Below are 14713 nucleotides of genomic sequence, written 5' to 3'. Positions count from 1 at the left end.
CGTTTATTCACCGTTTTTCATCAATGTCTTATTCTCACCGTTTTATCCTCACATGGAGATTACTATCTCGATTACCCTCAGGAATATCAGGAGCGAGCTGACATGGACCATGAGGATGTAGGGTGCGCCCGGGGCACGGGTGATCTCGGCTTTTGCCACGAATACGGGTGCCATTCCTTCGGCGATGACTCCGATTACGAGGAGGAGTTTCGCAAAGAGCGGGACGGCGACTTCGGGGGTGAAGAGTATCCACATCGAGAGCGTTCCCGTCGTCGCAAGGACGAGGGCTGCGCCGACGAAGAGCGGCAGGGTGCCTATCATTGCGAGAAGTCCGTATTCAAAGGCGTTGTCGAGGATGTGTTTGTTCTTTACCGCCGCGACTATTCCGATATTCGTTATTCCAATGAAGGCGGTGAAGAGCGTGAAGTTGAAGACGTCTCCCGCCATTATTCCGCCCATGGTCGCAAGTCCGCAGGCGATTGCCATGAAGCGCTGGAATCTCAGGGTCTCGCGCGATATGTCCTTGGTGTAGTAGGCGTCGCCGCCCATCACCGTGTCGACCTGACGTTCGGGCTTTGATATGAGCGCGATTATCGTGAACGTCAGCGCAAATACGAAGAGCACTGCCGTGTACGGCGTGAGGAAGTTGACTATGTCGCCGAAGGGCAGGCTGAAGAGTGCCTGTCCCTCGATATCCGTCTGCGTGAACCCGTATGCCGATTCGGATACGGGCATGGAAGCGGTCACGGAGGCGGTCATTGCTTCATACATTGCCGTTACCTCCCATGCTTCTTCTGCCGCCGCTGCCGTCGTTCTTTCTCATTGTTCCGAGTATCGAGATCTTGATTGCCACTTTGGCGAGTATGCCCGTTCCCGCAAGCATGAGTGCGAAGAACCAGTATGCCGGCAGTGTCATGAAGACGATGAAGGCGACGACCCACATGACCCATGCGTAGCCGCTGACTTTCTCGAGGATCTCGGTCTTCTCTTCGGTTCCTTTGCATGCGAAGTAGAAGAGCATGCCCAGACCGGCGACGGCGCCGCCGGTGAATCCCGAGAGGATTATGCCGTAGATGAGCATTCCGACGGCGATTATTGCCGGTGCCGTGTGCATTACCTCGATGTCGAGGTAGCTCTCGGGTTCGCGGACGAGTTTCTCCTTGACGATGTATATCTGAGACATTGCCGTGAGTTCCGCGACTCCGACGACGAGACCCGGGAGTATGAGGGCTTCGGCAAGGTCGGTTCCGAGGAGGGCGATTGCTATGAGGGCTATGACCTCGATGAGGTCGGTGAGGAGGAGCCTGTGCAGGTCGTCCTTCTCGCGCATCAGGGCATAGAAACTTATGAAGATGCAGATGATTGCGCCGACGAGTCCTATCGTGAAATTCGAAAGACCGAAGAGTTCAATCTCTCCGACGGTTAACGATGTCAGGGTTCCCGCCGTTCCCGTTGCTGACGTCGTTATCGCCGTTGCCGTTGCCGCAAATGCGGAGATTGCCGCAATCATTCTTCATCCCTCCTGAAGAGGAACATTGCGGTGGTAAAGGCGACAAAGAGGATGCTTGTCTCGACTATGGTGTCCAGACCTCTCGTGGCGTAGAGTATCTCGTCGAGGATGCCGCCAGGGTGTGCGACTATGGTCGTTCCGAAGTAGGGCGAGATCTTTATTAGCGCCGTCGCAAAGGGCGATAGGTATCCCGTTATGTAGCCGATTGCGGGGAAGTTGCCCGGGTATTGCGCCTTTATATCCGCGGGCACGAAGGGCGAGCCGCCGCGGTCGTAGGGGTTGAGCGGGCTGTCGGGGTTTATTGTCTTGGGATAGAGCTGGTCTTTCTCGAAGGTTATCTCACCCGCGGCTATGCTTATCAGCCCGATTGCCGCGACTATTATGACCACGAGGGCGTAGACCGCAGTCAGATTGTTGTGGTTCTGAAGTATGCGGGATACCTTACGTATTATCAATTGCATCCCCTCCTTTCGCATTCCTTCTTTTCGAGGACGCGGACGAAGATGAAGGTGCTTACCGCCGATACCGTGAGGAAGGTTATGAGCGCGAGCGTCTCGTCGTAGTCCAGCATGACGAGCAGGAGTCCGAACTCGGCTATCTCAAGGTTGATGAGACGGGTAAGGTAAGTCTTCTTAGTCGGGAATGCGACCGCTGCCGCACCGATTATCAGAAGAATCATTCCAAGCAGGAATACGGGTGTCATTCCCTGCACCTCCAGACTGCCTGAAGCGTGATGATTGTGGTCACGGGCACTATGACGGCGGCGGCGATTGCCATGTCGAGGTAGCCTTTTTCGATTATGAAGGGGAGCGCTCCGGCAAAGATCATTGACAGGTATATCAGTTTGTCAAAGGGATTTTTGGAGATTGCCGCCCCGAATGTGCCGATGAGTACGGCTGCGGCGAGTATGACGATGAGTATGCCGTTCATTGTGCCGCCTCCCCGTCAGCCTTCTCCTGCGCGTCCTTCTTCTCTTTTTCGGCGCGTTTTGCCCATGTGCTTGCGATTGCGTTGGATTCGAGCGTGGAGCCTATGAAGTATGCGCATGCCGCCGCTATCCCGAGCGGTGTCGGGCATATCAGGACGATTATGCCCGTGACCGCGAAGGTGAGGACGTTTAAGAACGGCAGTTTCCTGAGGGTGTTCTTCTCGAGGACTATTCTTATGCAGGAGTAGAGCGCCGCGACTGCGCAGATGAGTGCCGGCAGGGACAGTTCCGTGATTTCGGGGATCATGCTCTCAGTCTCCAGAGTTTTCCAAGCAGTCTGCTTGCGTATTTATGCGATATTCCTTGAATGACGAGTATTGCAAGGACCATGCCGGCGATGAAGGACTGCGGAGCGATGAGTCCCGCATTCGCAAGTCCCCAGATGACCAAAGTCGCGACGAGTGCACCCGCGGTTCCCGCATAGCCTTTGTCGCTGCAGATTCGGTTGCCGATATAGACGAAGACCGCGGCGATGAGTCCTCCCCAGAGTCCGAAGAGGCAGACTCCGCAGGCGGCAAGCAGGGTTCCCGCCGAGGCATCAGGCGAGCAGACGATGTTTCCGAGCATGTATCCGCCGTGGATGTCGCCGCCGCTCTTCTCCACGGCCTCGCCGATTGCCGCAGCCCCGCAGACGCCGCCTTCTTTCGGAAGACCCGCCAGTACATCGATTGTTACGTAAAGGATGAATGAGACGGCAAAAGCGATGATTATCTGTGCGATTTCGGTGAGCATGTTCGTGACCCGTCAAGTTTACAATGTTAACTCTTCTCTTCGAATTTACCATAAAGGTTTTGGAAATGCCACATTTTCAAGTATTTTTAGGAAAATGTTCCGAGAGAAGTTGGTTATTGAGTTGGTTATTAAGTTGGTTATTAAGTTGGTTATTAATAATTAGTCATGTCCTGTTTTTAATAAGTTCGCTATTATATCCGATTTATCCAATGACTTAATTATTGTTTAAAGACAAAACTATTCCGCACATTCTTCCGGACGGAATCTGCCCGCAATATGCCTGCAATCCGCCGGCGTGAGAGTTGCTTTCGTTGTTTTTGCGAGGCTTGCCGAGCCCGGTCAAAGGCGCCGGATTTAGGGTCCGGTCTTCAGTAGTTCGCAGGTTCGAATCCTGCGCCTCGCACTTTTTACCGCACTTTTTAAGATGTCGTGTTTTTAGGGGTTGAACGGGTGACGGTGACGGCGGACAGGAGTGTCCCGGGTGCATACGAAGCGTGTCATAAGTGCGGCTGACAGCGTTTCAAAATGTTTATAACTGAAAAATGCGTATATTGTAGAGCACCACGTGTGTGGAATGCATCACAGTGCACCGATAGTGTAGTGGTTATCACTAGGCGTTGCCAACGCCTAAACTCGGGTTCGAGTCCCGGTCGGTGCATCTTCGTTTTTAGAGTTTAAGTCCGATAGCGGAGGCAGTATTTCTGCGCCGGTAGTGTAGCGGTTATCACTGAGCGTTCCCAACGCTCAAATCCGGGTTCGATTCCCGGTCGGCGCATACCGTGCTTTATTCCGTGTTTTTCAAAATCCGTGTTTTTGTGCTTTTCAGAAGTCCTTCTTCATTGCCTCTTCTTTCATTGCTTTCGGCATGAGTTCGATTGCGTATCGCAGGGCGGTTCGCGGCATTTCTTTCTTGTTCCTTACGACATAGTCAAGGACTTCCCGCGTGTGCCGGCGGCTTTCCTCCTTTAAGAGCCAGCCGTAGCCTTTCTGCACCATGTCTTCGCCGTCGCGGAGGAGGATGTCGGCGATTCCTAAGGCTTCTTCAAGGTATTTCCCTTTTCTTGCGGGTTTAATCAGGGATACCGCCGCGGCACGCCTGAGCCAGAGGTTTTCGGAGTGTGCCCATTCTTTGAGAACCGGCAGGTTTTCGGAGTATTTTTCGAGGTAATCGCCCATCACGCGTGTGCAGAATCCGTCGCAGGCTGCCCAGTTTTTGATGTAGCGGTCTATGAGGTGTTCGAAACGGCGGATGTCTCCGGCGGTGTATTCTTTTTGAAGTTTCGAGAGGAATCCCGGGGCTGCGAGGGTTTCTTCGAGGTATCCTGTCTTATAGAGTTCCTCGCAGATTGCGAGTATCTCTTCTTTGCCGAGATTTTTGATATTTTTCCAGTGTTTCTGCGTTATTTTTTTGACGTCCTCGGATCTCGTGCCGCGTATTTTTATTTCTTCCTTAAAGAAACGCGCCTGTACCCTTTCAAACCCGGGTGTCGAATGTTTCAGGATATCATCCGTGATTTCCGCTGTTATCTTTGAGGCCGATTTATCCGTATTATTGATTTTATTCATTATACAGATAAGAACGGCAAAAAACAAGATATGTTTTTTTATCTGCGGCAAGCCAACTTTAGATTATGATATCTGAGGATGAACTGAGCCGATATAAGCGTCAGATTATGATCTTCGGCGAAGAGGGTCAGGAGAAGTTGAAGAACGCAAAGATCTTTGTTGCGGGCGCCGGAGGTCTGGGTTCACCGGTGCTGTATTATCTTGCGGCGGCGGGCGTGGGGACGCTTGTGGTCGCCGACCGCGATAAGATTGAGCTTTCGAATCTGAACCGGCAGATTCTGCACCGTTCCGCGGATATCGGATACGAAAAGGTATTTTCGGCACGCGATAAGCTTACGGCGCTCAATCCGGAGATTGAGGTGATTACTTTCGACGGTACTATCGATTCGTCGTCGGCGGAGAGGATTGTCGGGGATGCCGACGGAATCGTCGATGCGATGGATAATTTTGCGACCCGCTATGTCCTGAACGAGACGGCGGTGGATAAGAGCATTCCGCTCTTCCACGGCGCCGTCAGGGGTTTTCACGGGCAGGCGACGACGATTGTCCCGGGCGAGACCGGCTGTCTGAGCTGTCTCTTTCCCAATGCCGCACCCGCGGAGGTTTCGCCGGTTCTGGGGACGACTCCGGCGATAATCGGCTCGATTCAGGCGAACGAGGTCATTAAGTACCTCACGGGACGCGGCAGACTTCTTACAAACCGCCTTTTCATCTGGGACGGTCTTGAGGCGGAGTCGACGATAATGCCGTTTGCGAAGAATCCGAAGTGTACGGTCTGCGCCGGCAGAAAATAAAAAAGACCGAATAACTGATATAAACTAAAATAATCTAAAAAATTACAAAAATAAAAATAATCCGTTTTTCTTTTTTCAGGATTTGTTCAGCTCTTCGCCCATGCTGCCGGTTCTGTATCCCTGAAGGTCGAGGCAGATGTAGACGAAGCCCATGTCTTTGAGGCGGCTTACGATCTCTTCCCTCTTATCGACAAGGGTGGGGAAATCCCCGGGTTCCGCCTCTATTCTGGCGATATTTTTGTGAAGGCGGACGCGGCAGTCCTCAAGACCGATGCCGTTGAGGAAATCTTCGGCTTCCTCGATCATCTTGAGATTTTTGAAGGTGATGAGGGTGTTGTAGGGAATTCTCGTGGCAAGGCACGGCGACGAGGGTTTCTCGGCGAAGGAGTATCCCAGGGCTCCCGCGACGCGGCGGATGTCGTCTTTCGTGAAATTCGCGTCGACGAGCGGATGAACGACATTGCTCTCGTTGGATGCCTGAATTCCCGGGCGGAACTCGTTCTTGTCGGAGAGGTTGAGTCCGTCGGCGATTGCGGCTTCTTCGATTGCGTTTTCGGCGATGTATTCCTTTATCTTATCTATCATCGCCTTTTTGCAGATGTAGCAGCGTTCCCGCGTGTTTGTGTTTATTCCCTCGATATAGGTGGGGTTGAACCGGACAACCTTCAGGTCGAGACCGATTTCATCGGCGATGCGCAGAGCCGCATCTTTTTCGGATCTCTTCATGAGCGGAGTGTCCAGCAGGACGCCGGTTACGTTTATCTCGTTCAGTTTAACCGCGGTTGCACAGAGAAAAGCGCTGTCGACTCCGCCGGAATAGGCAATTATCAGTGTTTTGTATTTTCCGAGTTCGTTATTCAGATTTTGAAGCAGTTGTTTGTCGGCATCGTCCGTTACAGGCATATTTTTCCCCCCGTTTATTGCGTATTATCTGACGTTATCGGGATATTACTTTGTGTGATTCCCGAGATTATGATTTGAGATGAATAATATCTGAATTGTTCTTTGATACGATAAATTTAGTGCAGTCGGGGTGCAGCCGTTTCATTCATCGCTCTGTTTCCTGTTCAATACGCGGCAGACCTGACATATCTCGCCGCTTGTGAGTTCTCCGCAGATTTTGCAGGTGTTGAGTTTTCCTTTCGTTCCTTTCGGCGAGTAGGGGACATGTTTTCTGATGCCGTCGCGGAACCTGACGATGTTGAGTTTTGTGCCCGGGTATCTCTCTTCGAGGGTGCCTATTATCTTTCTTGCCTCCATCCTCAGCGCGGTTACGGCGTAGGGGCATTCGGGCAGGGGTGTGTAGAAGCCTTTGAGCATTATGTAGGTGACGATCTCTTTCTCGGAGAGGACGGCGAGCGGCTTTATCCGCGGGACGAAGTATCCCGTGTATCCGAGCGAGCTGTCCTGAATCAGGGAGGGTTTGTCGCCCCGGAGCATGTTCATGAGGACGGACTGGGCTTCGTCGTCGAGGTTGTGCCCCGTTGCTATGCTGTCGGCATCGAAGCGGCGTGCGGCTTCGGTCAGGGAACGGCGCCGCAGGACTCCGCAGATGCTGCAGGCGAGGTTTTTGCGGTCGGCGACGAGTCTGTCGAGGGTGTCGCCGAAGAGTTCGGTGAAGGAGATGATTCCGTGTTCGACGCCGGTATGCTCGACGAGGCGCTCTGCGGCTTTTATTGTATCTTCGCGGTATTCGGCAATGCCTTCGTCTATTGTGACGGCGATGAGTTTTACGTCGGGACGGGTTTTGACGTATTCGCTGAGGATTAGTATGAGGGCGGTGCTGTCTTTGCCGCCGCTTAAGCCCACGAGGACCCTGTCGCCTTCGCGGATCATCTCCGCGGCGTCGATTGCCTTAAAGACGCGTTCTTCGGCGTCTTTGATGAAATGTTCGGCACAGAGCCTGCGCTCGGGGTTATTGAGACGGACTGCGGCGGGTTTTCCGCAGATGCTGCAGAGGTTGGGGTTGTTCATCGCTGATATCGCCTATCCGCCGTGTGCGAAGGAGATGATTTTGAGTTCATCGGCATTTTCCAGTATGACGTCGTCGGGTACGATATTGCCGTTTTTGGCGACGATTACCGATGCCGGGTTGATCCCGAGGCTTTCCAGAATGTCTTTTATAACCGCGGGTTCGCGTTCCTCTTCGATTGTTTTCCTGTCGGGAAGGATTATTTTCATGTCGGTTGACTCCGTATCGGGTTTCGCGTTATTGCGTGTCTAAAGGCTGCAAAGGTCGCGGCTTATCCGCAGGACATAAAGTGTCTCGTCCTCGACGCGTTCTTCGGCTATGACGAGGGAGATGAAGCCTTTTGATTTGAAGTATGCGGGGACCTCGTTTATCCCCGTGAGCGAGGATATGAGGAGGAGGCATCTGCCGTATCTGTCCATTACGGCGGCGAGTCCGTCGGCAAACTTTTCTATCGTGCTTCTGCCGTCAGTGCCGCCGTCGAGGGCGTATTCCAGCCAGTCGTCGATTCTCTCTTCGGGCCGTGTGGGGAGATACGGCGGGTTGAAGAGGACGAGCGTGAATTTTGGGTTGTTTTTGAGTGCGGAGAAGAGGTCGGAGCGTATGACCTCGACGCCGAGTTTTTTTGCGGCGATGCAGGCATGCGGGTTTATATCGACGGCAATGGTCTTTTTCGAGATTTTGCTCATCTCATGTGCGATGAGACCGCTTCCCGTGCCGATCTCGATGATTGTGTCGGCGGGTTTTGCGTCCGCAAGTGCGCATTTCAGGAGCAGATAGGTGTCTCTTTCGGGCTGATATACCTGACTGTCGTCCTGCGCAAACATTTTTATGACTTTGTCTTTTATGACAAAATAGCTTACGCGGCGGCGGTCTTGCGGACAACTCCGATTGAAACAGTATTCTTAAAGTGTTTTGAGTGCTAAATATCGTTAATAATTGGGGATTATATGGAACTGAAGATCGGAAAAGCCGCGGGGCGTGACTTCTATGTCGATGCACAGGAGCTCGTTACCGGCAGAACCTGTATTATTGCGCAGTCGGGTGCGGGTAAGAGCTGGAGTATTGCCGTTTTATGCGAGAAGATGTGCAGGAACAATATCGGTTTCTGCCTTATCGATACCGAGGGGGAGTATTATTCGCTTAAGGAGAAGTTCGACAATATCTGGTGGATCGGTGCGGAAGGGGGAGATTCCAGAACCGGCAATATCAGGATGGACTACGATATCGAGAAGGTCAATATAAGGCATATTCTTCAGAGGGCGGTTGCCGAGAGCAGACCGGTTATCTACGACGTCTCCGAGATTGACATGATTCCGCGGGTCTCGAAGATGACTCACGAGCTTTACGAGGTGGCAACGGATCAGCGCAAGCCGTATCTGCTCATTGTCGAGGAGGCGGATAAGTTCATTCCGCAGTCGAAGGACTCGATAAAGAAGATTGAGGAGATTTCGCGAAGGGGCAGGAAGAGGGGTCTGGGACTGATGGTCGCAACCCAGCGTCCGGCGATTGTGACGAAGAACGTGCTTTCGCAGTGCAACAACCAGATTATCGGCAAGCTCTCGATTGATAACGATCTCAAGGCTGTGGGGCTTTTCTTCAGTTCGAAGCAGGAGGTCGAGGAGCTTACGACGCTTAACCCGGGCGATTTCTATGTGATGGGCAATCTGGTGCGCGAGAAGACCAAAATGCGGTTTGGAAGGCGCGAGACCCAGCACCGCGGTCTGACGCCCCTTCTCGAGTACCGCGAGATCTCGACCGAGGAGGATCCGCTGCCGGAAGAGGAGGATTCTTTCGACGTTCCCGAAGATTCGCGTGATTTCGATGAGGGTGCGGACGGGGACTACGATTACGGCTCGGATTCGGAGTTCTCCGACGGCGATTCCGATTATGACGATGTTTCGGAGAGAGGGGACGGAGTTGACGGTTTCGATTCCGGCATCATAGACGGTGATTCGGGCGAGATTACGGAAGGCGACCGCGGTTCCGATTCCGTTATCGAGTTCATCGGCGATTCTGATGAGCCTTCCTTCGACGATGACTTTTCGGGCTCTTTCGGGGAGTCGTCTGCTAAGAGGAATACGGAGGCGGGCGGAATCGACGAAAGCGATACGGTTCTGCCCGAGGTAGCGGAGAAGAAGGCGCCCGCGAAGAGGAAGACTTCTAAGGCGGCGGCGAAGAAGGATAAGGCGCAGAAGGTTTCCGATCTGCCGGAGGCTGCGGAGAAGAAGCCGGCAAAGCGGGTCGGCGCTGCCAAAGGAAAGCCGCTGGTTGCCGAGCGCGTCAACAAGGAGGCGATTCTGCCGGTTCTCGAACGCGAGGAGGCTCTCAGCCGCGCCTCGGGACGGCTTAAAAAGAAGAAGTTCGGTTTCGGCACCGAAGAGAGGCTTTTGTCGGCGGATCTGGTTTATATTCCGCTTGTGAAGGTCACGGTGAAGTATATCGGCGGCATTCTGCGCAGGGGTCCCAAGAAGACGGTCTATCTCATCGACGGCAGAAACGCCAAAGGAGTCGATATCGACGGCGGTCTGAAGTACAGGTCGTTTATCGAGGAGTATGTCGGTCTTGACGAGGCATGCGTGGAGATTCTCGATACCATGCCGCTAAAGGGTGAGACTGCCGCTGAGATCGAGGCGGAGACGAAGCATTCCAAGAAGATTGTGGATAAGGTCATCTCGACTCTCAAGGATAAGAAGCTGATTACGGAGTCGGATACGCTCGGCGAGTCCGAGAAGCCCGTCTATGTGCCGCTTGTCGACACTCATCTGCCGGCGATGAAGCCGCACGAGGTCAGTATCGATCTGAAGATGGGTGAGATTGAGGGCGGCTATGTCGAGAAGAGGCTTGTCGAGGAGGGCGATGTGAGGACGGTCTTTAAGATTATAGAGGCGACCTCGGAGATTGTCGGGTTTGAGACGATTTATTATCCCGTCTATAAGGTTACGGCGGCATGCGGGCACGACGAGAGAGTTCTGTTCATCGACGGCGTGAGCGGAAAGGAAGTGGTGTTCTAATCCGCGTTCCGCATTTATCGTTTTTTCGATTATTATTTTGATCATTTTTTCGATAGGGATCGGCGCATTTTTTATCGGGCAGGTATAAATCCGATCTATAATGGTGAAACTGCATCTCAGTCTGAAACAGACAATTATTGCCGTTACCGTGGCAATGGCGTGTTTTCTGCCGCCGTTTATCGGGGATGCGACAAATATCGCGCTTCCCAACATGCTCTCGGGTCTGGGGTATCCGCAGGGTGCCCTGTACTGGGAGATGTACGGCTGGATTCTGACCGTATATCTGCTGACGTCGACCGTTTTTCTGATTCCCGCGGCAAGACTTGCCGATAAATACAGCAAGAAGTTCTTCTTCTGTCTGGGCGTTCTGCTTCTGGGTCTGGGTTCTCTCGGAATCGGGCTTTCTCCGACGGGGGAGTGGGTCATCTTCATGAGGTCCGTCGAGGGTCTCGGGAATGCGCTGATGTTCGGCACGGCAATCGCGCTGCTCTCGTCCGCGGTCGAGATTGAGCTCAGGGGAACGGCGATTGGCATTGCGATGACGGGTGTTTTCCTGGGTCAGCTTGCGGGTCCGCTTCTTGCGGGGGTTCTTACGGATTTCTTCGGCTGGCAGGCGGTGTATATGATTCTCTGCCCGATTGCGCTTGTATCGCTCTTCCTTGCCGTTATGTTCGTGCCCGGCGACAGGGTTACGGATACGGGACGCTATGACAGCGTCGGCGCTCTTCTCTTCATCGCAGGTCTCTCGATGGCGCTCTACGGGTTTTCGAAGCTGCCGGACATGACCGCACTTTTCGTGCTGATTGCCGGTCTTGTGATTCTCGCGGGATTCACGGTCTGGGAGCGCAGGAATTCCAATCCGATTATGCCGATTGACTTAATCCTTAAGAACCGCAGGTTTTCGTTCAACAACGGCGCAAACCTGCTCTACTATGTCGCCATCTACTCGATGGGTTCGCTCATCTCGATATTCCTTACGAATGTCTGGGGTATTACGGATGCACTTCCGAGGGCGATTGTCGTGACGACTCAGGCACTTGTTCTGGTTCTGTTCACGATTTTTGTCGGCAGATTCTACGATCATCTCCTCCCGGGGAAGCTTCTCGTTCCGAGTCTCTGCGTCGGCGTTGCCGGGCTTATCTTTGCCTGTTTCGTCGGCGCCGAGATGCCGGGCGTGGAGTGGCTGACCTCCGCCTGCATTGCGGCGACGATATCCGCGGTGGGCTTCGGCGTTTTACTGCTGAATCTGATTGACAGGTTCATCAGGAGTGTTACTCCGAGATACGGGACGGTTACGGGTCTTGCGATTATTGCCGCGGGTTTCCTCGTTCTCTATACCTGCGGCGTTGCCGTGGAGCTTTGGAAGATGATCCTCGTCGAGGCTCTCTTCGGTGTCGGTATTGCGATCTTTGTTACGCCAAACAGCACTGCCATCATGGATTCGGTCACGGAGACGGAATACAGCATGGCTTCGGGAACGCTTTCGACGACGAGGATGCTGGGTATGGCGGTGTCCATCGGCATTGTGGCGATTATGAAGAATATCTTCCTCAGCGATATTCAGGATGCGGGTGTCGACGATGCCCTTGTCATGATGAACGGCGCCGTTACCGCGTCCATTTTCGTGATTCTTATCGCGATTGTGCTTTCGTGGGCGGCGGAGACGAAGGGAAAGAGTGCGTAGGCACTCACAATGAGGGGCGGCTCGGTTCAAACAAACCGTTTCTCTCTAAATATTTTACTGACTGTTTTACCTCTTAAAAGCCAGATTTTGAAGAAGTGAGTCGCAGTTTACAAAAAAAGTAATGTGTCTGATATATGATCAGATCGGAACATAGACCATTCCGTCATCGTAAAAGAGCGGTTCAAAGTATATCCTTACCGATGAGCCGATTGGAACTTGGGTGCAGATCCAACCGGAAGTTGATGCACCTGGCATTATGTCAATGTATCCTAGTTCATCGTATTTGTCCGGCAATATTACCCATTCTTGGGTTTGCTCGACGCCGTCTGCATAAGCTTCCCATGTCGGAGGATAAATTGTGTATTTGTCAGTACCTACATTTTTTACCATAACTTTGTAGAGAAGATACTCATATCCGCTGTACGGTTTTGTGTTGAACATGTTTCCGCTTTCCACGATTGCGTTTGCCTTTGCACCTCTGATCCTGTCTGTGACAGCCCAGTTAATGTTGTATGTCGGAGATTTCGAGGTCATTATTTCTCCAATAGAACCTACAACCTCTTTTGGTTGAGCATATCCCACATACACAGGCTCAACATACTGAGACTCTGATTGACCAGTACGTGTCGAGGAAATACACCCCGCGGTTAATGCCGTTATTGTCAGCAACAGCAATATTATGCAAATTGTTCTTTTTATCTTCATTATTTCATCTCCAAAATTTGTCTTAATAATCGGTGTCGGTTCCCGCGTTCATGCCACGTGTATATCTCTCGATTGTATTCTATAATGATTTTATAGATTATTAAAGATTCTTTAAAATTATTATATCTCACAAAGAGTAATCCTTTAGTTTGAAAAAATAATTCAGATAATGACGAGAAACAATATCGAGCAAGTGAGTGTAAGACTCCCGTCGGAATTGGTCAAAATGGTTGATGTTCTGAAAGATCGGGAGGGGATTGACAGAACAGCGGTCATAAACAAAGCTGTCAGATATTGGGTTGAAGTGGACGGAAAAGTTTTGGCTGACAACGAATATCAAAACAGTCTTAAAAATCTCTCGCAGAAATTAGAGAATCTTGAAAAATCCGATGAATCCTTAATTAAGTCAAACAAAGAACTTGCGGATGAAATAAGAGAGTTGAGGGGATTACTCTCGGAACAGCAGAAAACTATCAGTCAGCTGATTGAGATCATTGCCAAATCCAATCCTGAGATTGCAAAAAAGAAAGTGTGATACTTCTTCACACTGCTCTTTTGATTTATTACTCATTTTTACTCATAGATTTCCTAAAAATCGGTGAATATTTATGAGTATTTTATTTGAAGAATGACCAGACATATGATCCGTTTGTTATTTCTTCGGCGGTATGGTAGGCATCTACGATGTTTTGAAGCCACCATCCAAACCAAATCAGGATAAGGACCATCATAATAAGCTGATCACGAATTATTACTATCATGATGGGGATTACAAAAAACATTCCGATAAATATAGCCAGATAGAGGATTCCTTTACCTATTTGTTTATCCCTCTCTTCAATTCCGAATGCACAATATATCTGTCCCGCACCCACAATTATAAATGAGAGTATTGCCGCCAGCCATTTGTTTTTTTGTACGGGATAATTTCCGTAATTATGATCATCGTAATAACCCGTATTATTTCCTCCAGAATTTAAACATCTCAGGTTGACAAATGACCAGCAATAACATCCTTCCGAGATATCTATGGCGGTATTCCATGCGTCCTTAATCATTGCCAGATACCATATAAGCAATCCAATATATCCGAAAAATCCTAATCCGGGGTTTATTACCGCAATTAGAAGTACTGTCCAAAATAATATGATCCATAGTACTATGTAGATAATTGCTTTAGCCAATTGCTTACCCCATTCTTCAATTCCGAATGCACAATAGATTTGTCCGGTGCCTATGATCAGAGTCGAGAGAATTGCCGCCAGCCATTGGCTTTTACTTGTGTGATACCTTCTATCATCGTAGTATATCCGGTCATCGTAATTTCTTCGATCATCGTATTTTCTTCGATCATCGTAATTTCTTCGATCATCGTAATTTCTTATGCCATTGTAATTTCTTTGATCATCGTAGTTTCTTCGATTATCGTAATTTCTTCGATCATCGTAATTTCTTATGCCATTGTAATTTCTTTGATCATCGTAGTTTCTTCGATTATCGTAATTTCTCTGATTGTCGTAATACTCTCGATCTTCGTAATTCATCCGATCATTGTAATACATTCTGTCATCACGGGAATTCATAGATATACCTCCGATTTTTTTGCAACTGTTGGGCGAAGCATCCGAATCGTGCCGTTTCGCAGATAATACGTATAGCAATACCTCTTTCAAGTAATCGGCATCTGCGCAAGAATATCCTGGATGTTCCTTAGTAGTGATAAAATGTACTTTTTTAGATGATAAAATATT

At 50.7% G+C, this 14713-nt stretch carries 18 protein-coding genes and 3 tRNA genes; 7 read left to right on the top strand and 14 right to left on the bottom strand.

Annotation, left to right across the window (positions count from 1 at the left end; translation table 11 throughout):
- Positions 1-48 precede the first annotated feature (48 nt).
- The 7 genes from T502_RS06785 to T502_RS06755 are packed head-to-tail and all read right to left on the bottom strand — an operon-like array spanning position 49 to position 3230.
- Positions 49-771 (bottom strand): hypothetical protein, encoded by a 723-nt coding sequence (locus tag T502_RS06785; protein ID WP_342665774.1) that lies wholly within the window; start codon positions 769-771, stop codon positions 49-51.
- The gene (locus T502_RS06780; RefSeq protein WP_157197490.1) at positions 764-1510 is read right to left on the bottom strand and encodes an EhaG family protein; all 747 of its coding nucleotides are present in this window, start codon (positions 1508-1510) and stop codon (positions 764-766) included. Before T502_RS06780 ends, T502_RS06785 begins: the two co-directional genes overlap by 8 nt.
- Positions 1507-1971: a DUF2106 family protein gene (locus T502_RS06775; protein ID WP_042706438.1), complete on the bottom strand. Its 465-nt coding sequence runs from the start codon at positions 1969-1971 to the stop codon at positions 1507-1509. The genes T502_RS06780 and T502_RS06775 overlap by 4 nt, the downstream gene beginning before the upstream one ends.
- A complete protein-coding gene (locus T502_RS06770; RefSeq protein WP_042706437.1) occupies positions 1962-2213 on the bottom strand; it encodes a DUF2107 family protein in 252 nt (83 codons plus the stop codon). Before T502_RS06770 ends, T502_RS06775 begins: the two co-directional genes overlap by 10 nt.
- Positions 2210-2440 carry a DUF2108 domain-containing protein gene (locus T502_RS06765; protein ID WP_042706436.1) on the bottom strand — a complete coding sequence of 77 codons (231 nt, stop codon included), beginning with the start codon at positions 2438-2440 and terminating at the stop codon, positions 2210-2212. The genes T502_RS06770 and T502_RS06765 overlap by 4 nt, the downstream gene beginning before the upstream one ends.
- Complete coding sequence (locus T502_RS06760) at positions 2437-2745, bottom strand: DUF2109 domain-containing protein (protein ID WP_052359227.1); 309 nt, start codon at positions 2743-2745, stop codon at positions 2437-2439. Before T502_RS06760 ends, T502_RS06765 begins: the two co-directional genes overlap by 4 nt.
- Entirely contained in the window at positions 2742-3230 is a 489-nt protein-coding gene (locus T502_RS06755) for a hypothetical protein (protein ID WP_042706435.1), read from the bottom strand. The genes T502_RS06760 and T502_RS06755 overlap by 4 nt, the downstream gene beginning before the upstream one ends.
- Before the next feature lie 319 nt (positions 3231-3549).
- Here T502_RS06755 and T502_RS06750 point away from each other — a divergent pair.
- The 3 genes from T502_RS06750 (at position 3550) to T502_RS06740 (ending at position 4005) form a co-directional block, all read left to right on the top strand.
- Positions 3550-3633, top strand: a tRNA-Leu gene (locus T502_RS06750).
- Positions 3634-3816: 183 nt separating this feature from the next.
- Positions 3817-3888: transfer RNA gene (locus T502_RS06745), tRNA-Gly, on the top strand.
- 45 nt (positions 3889-3933) lie between these two features.
- Positions 3934-4005, top strand: a tRNA-Gly gene (locus T502_RS06740).
- A 47-nt stretch (positions 4006-4052) separates the two neighbouring features.
- Here the strand turns inward: T502_RS06740 and T502_RS06735 are convergent.
- Positions 4053-4796 (bottom strand): DNA alkylation repair protein, encoded by a 744-nt coding sequence (locus T502_RS06735; RefSeq protein ID WP_052359245.1) that lies wholly within the window; start codon positions 4794-4796, stop codon positions 4053-4055.
- Between the two features lie 65 nt (positions 4797-4861).
- On the opposite strand from T502_RS06735, the gene T502_RS06730 reads away from it, so the two are divergent.
- On the top strand, positions 4862-5590 hold the full coding sequence (locus tag T502_RS06730) for a HesA/MoeB/ThiF family protein (RefSeq protein ID WP_042706434.1): 729 nt from the start codon (positions 4862-4864) through the stop codon (positions 5588-5590).
- Between the two features lie 75 nt (positions 5591-5665).
- On the opposite strand, the gene larE is transcribed toward T502_RS06730, so the two are convergent.
- The 4 genes from larE to T502_RS06710 form a co-directional block, all read right to left on the bottom strand.
- Complete coding sequence (gene larE / locus T502_RS06725) at positions 5666-6493, bottom strand: ATP-dependent sacrificial sulfur transferase LarE (protein ID WP_042706433.1); 828 nt, start codon at positions 6491-6493, stop codon at positions 5666-5668.
- 141 nt (positions 6494-6634) lie between these two features.
- The gene (locus tag T502_RS06720) at positions 6635-7564 is read right to left on the bottom strand and encodes a TIGR00269 family protein (protein ID WP_042706432.1); all 930 of its coding nucleotides are present in this window, start codon (positions 7562-7564) and stop codon (positions 6635-6637) included.
- A 12-nt stretch (positions 7565-7576) separates the two neighbouring features.
- Positions 7577-7771 carry a MoaD/ThiS family protein gene (locus tag T502_RS06715; protein WP_042706431.1) on the bottom strand — a complete coding sequence of 65 codons (195 nt, stop codon included), beginning with the start codon at positions 7769-7771 and terminating at the stop codon, positions 7577-7579.
- A gap of 39 nt (positions 7772-7810) precedes the next feature.
- Complete coding sequence (locus T502_RS06710; RefSeq protein ID WP_042706430.1) at positions 7811-8386, bottom strand: HemK2/MTQ2 family protein methyltransferase; 576 nt, start codon at positions 8384-8386, stop codon at positions 7811-7813.
- 123 nt (positions 8387-8509) lie between these two features.
- Here T502_RS06710 and T502_RS09145 point away from each other — a divergent pair, with 123 nt between their 5' ends.
- Together T502_RS09145 and T502_RS06700 are read left to right on the top strand one after the other, a co-directional pair.
- Positions 8510-10573 carry an ATP-binding protein gene (locus T502_RS09145; RefSeq protein ID WP_042706429.1) on the top strand — a complete coding sequence of 688 codons (2064 nt, stop codon included), beginning with the start codon at positions 8510-8512 and terminating at the stop codon, positions 10571-10573.
- Positions 10574-10673: 100 nt separating this feature from the next.
- Positions 10674-12257: an MFS transporter gene (locus tag T502_RS06700; RefSeq protein WP_042706428.1), complete on the top strand. Its 1584-nt coding sequence runs from the start codon at positions 10674-10676 to the stop codon at positions 12255-12257.
- 138 nt (positions 12258-12395) lie between these two features.
- On the opposite strand, the gene T502_RS06695 is transcribed toward T502_RS06700, so the two are convergent.
- Positions 12396-12962 carry a DUF4352 domain-containing protein gene (locus tag T502_RS06695; RefSeq protein ID WP_042706427.1) on the bottom strand — a complete coding sequence of 189 codons (567 nt, stop codon included), beginning with the start codon at positions 12960-12962 and terminating at the stop codon, positions 12396-12398.
- A 169-nt stretch (positions 12963-13131) separates the two neighbouring features.
- Here T502_RS06695 and T502_RS06690 point away from each other — a divergent pair, with 169 nt between their 5' ends.
- Positions 13132-13497 carry a ribbon-helix-helix protein, CopG family gene (locus tag T502_RS06690; RefSeq protein WP_042706426.1) on the top strand — a complete coding sequence of 122 codons (366 nt, stop codon included), beginning with the start codon at positions 13132-13134 and terminating at the stop codon, positions 13495-13497.
- A gap of 82 nt (positions 13498-13579) precedes the next feature.
- Here the strand turns inward: T502_RS06690 and T502_RS09050 are convergent, their stop codons facing one another.
- Positions 13580-14506, bottom strand: a complete 927-nt coding sequence (locus T502_RS09050) for a hypothetical protein (RefSeq protein ID WP_211248153.1) — start codon at positions 14504-14506, stop codon at positions 13580-13582.
- Positions 14507-14713 lie beyond the last annotated feature (207 nt).

Origin of the sequence: Methanomicrobium mobile BP (assembly GCF_000711215.1) — an archaeon.
GTDB lineage: Archaea > Halobacteriota > Methanomicrobia > Methanomicrobiales > Methanomicrobiaceae > Methanomicrobium > Methanomicrobium mobile.
This window is presented reverse-complemented; position numbering and strand designations above follow the sequence as displayed.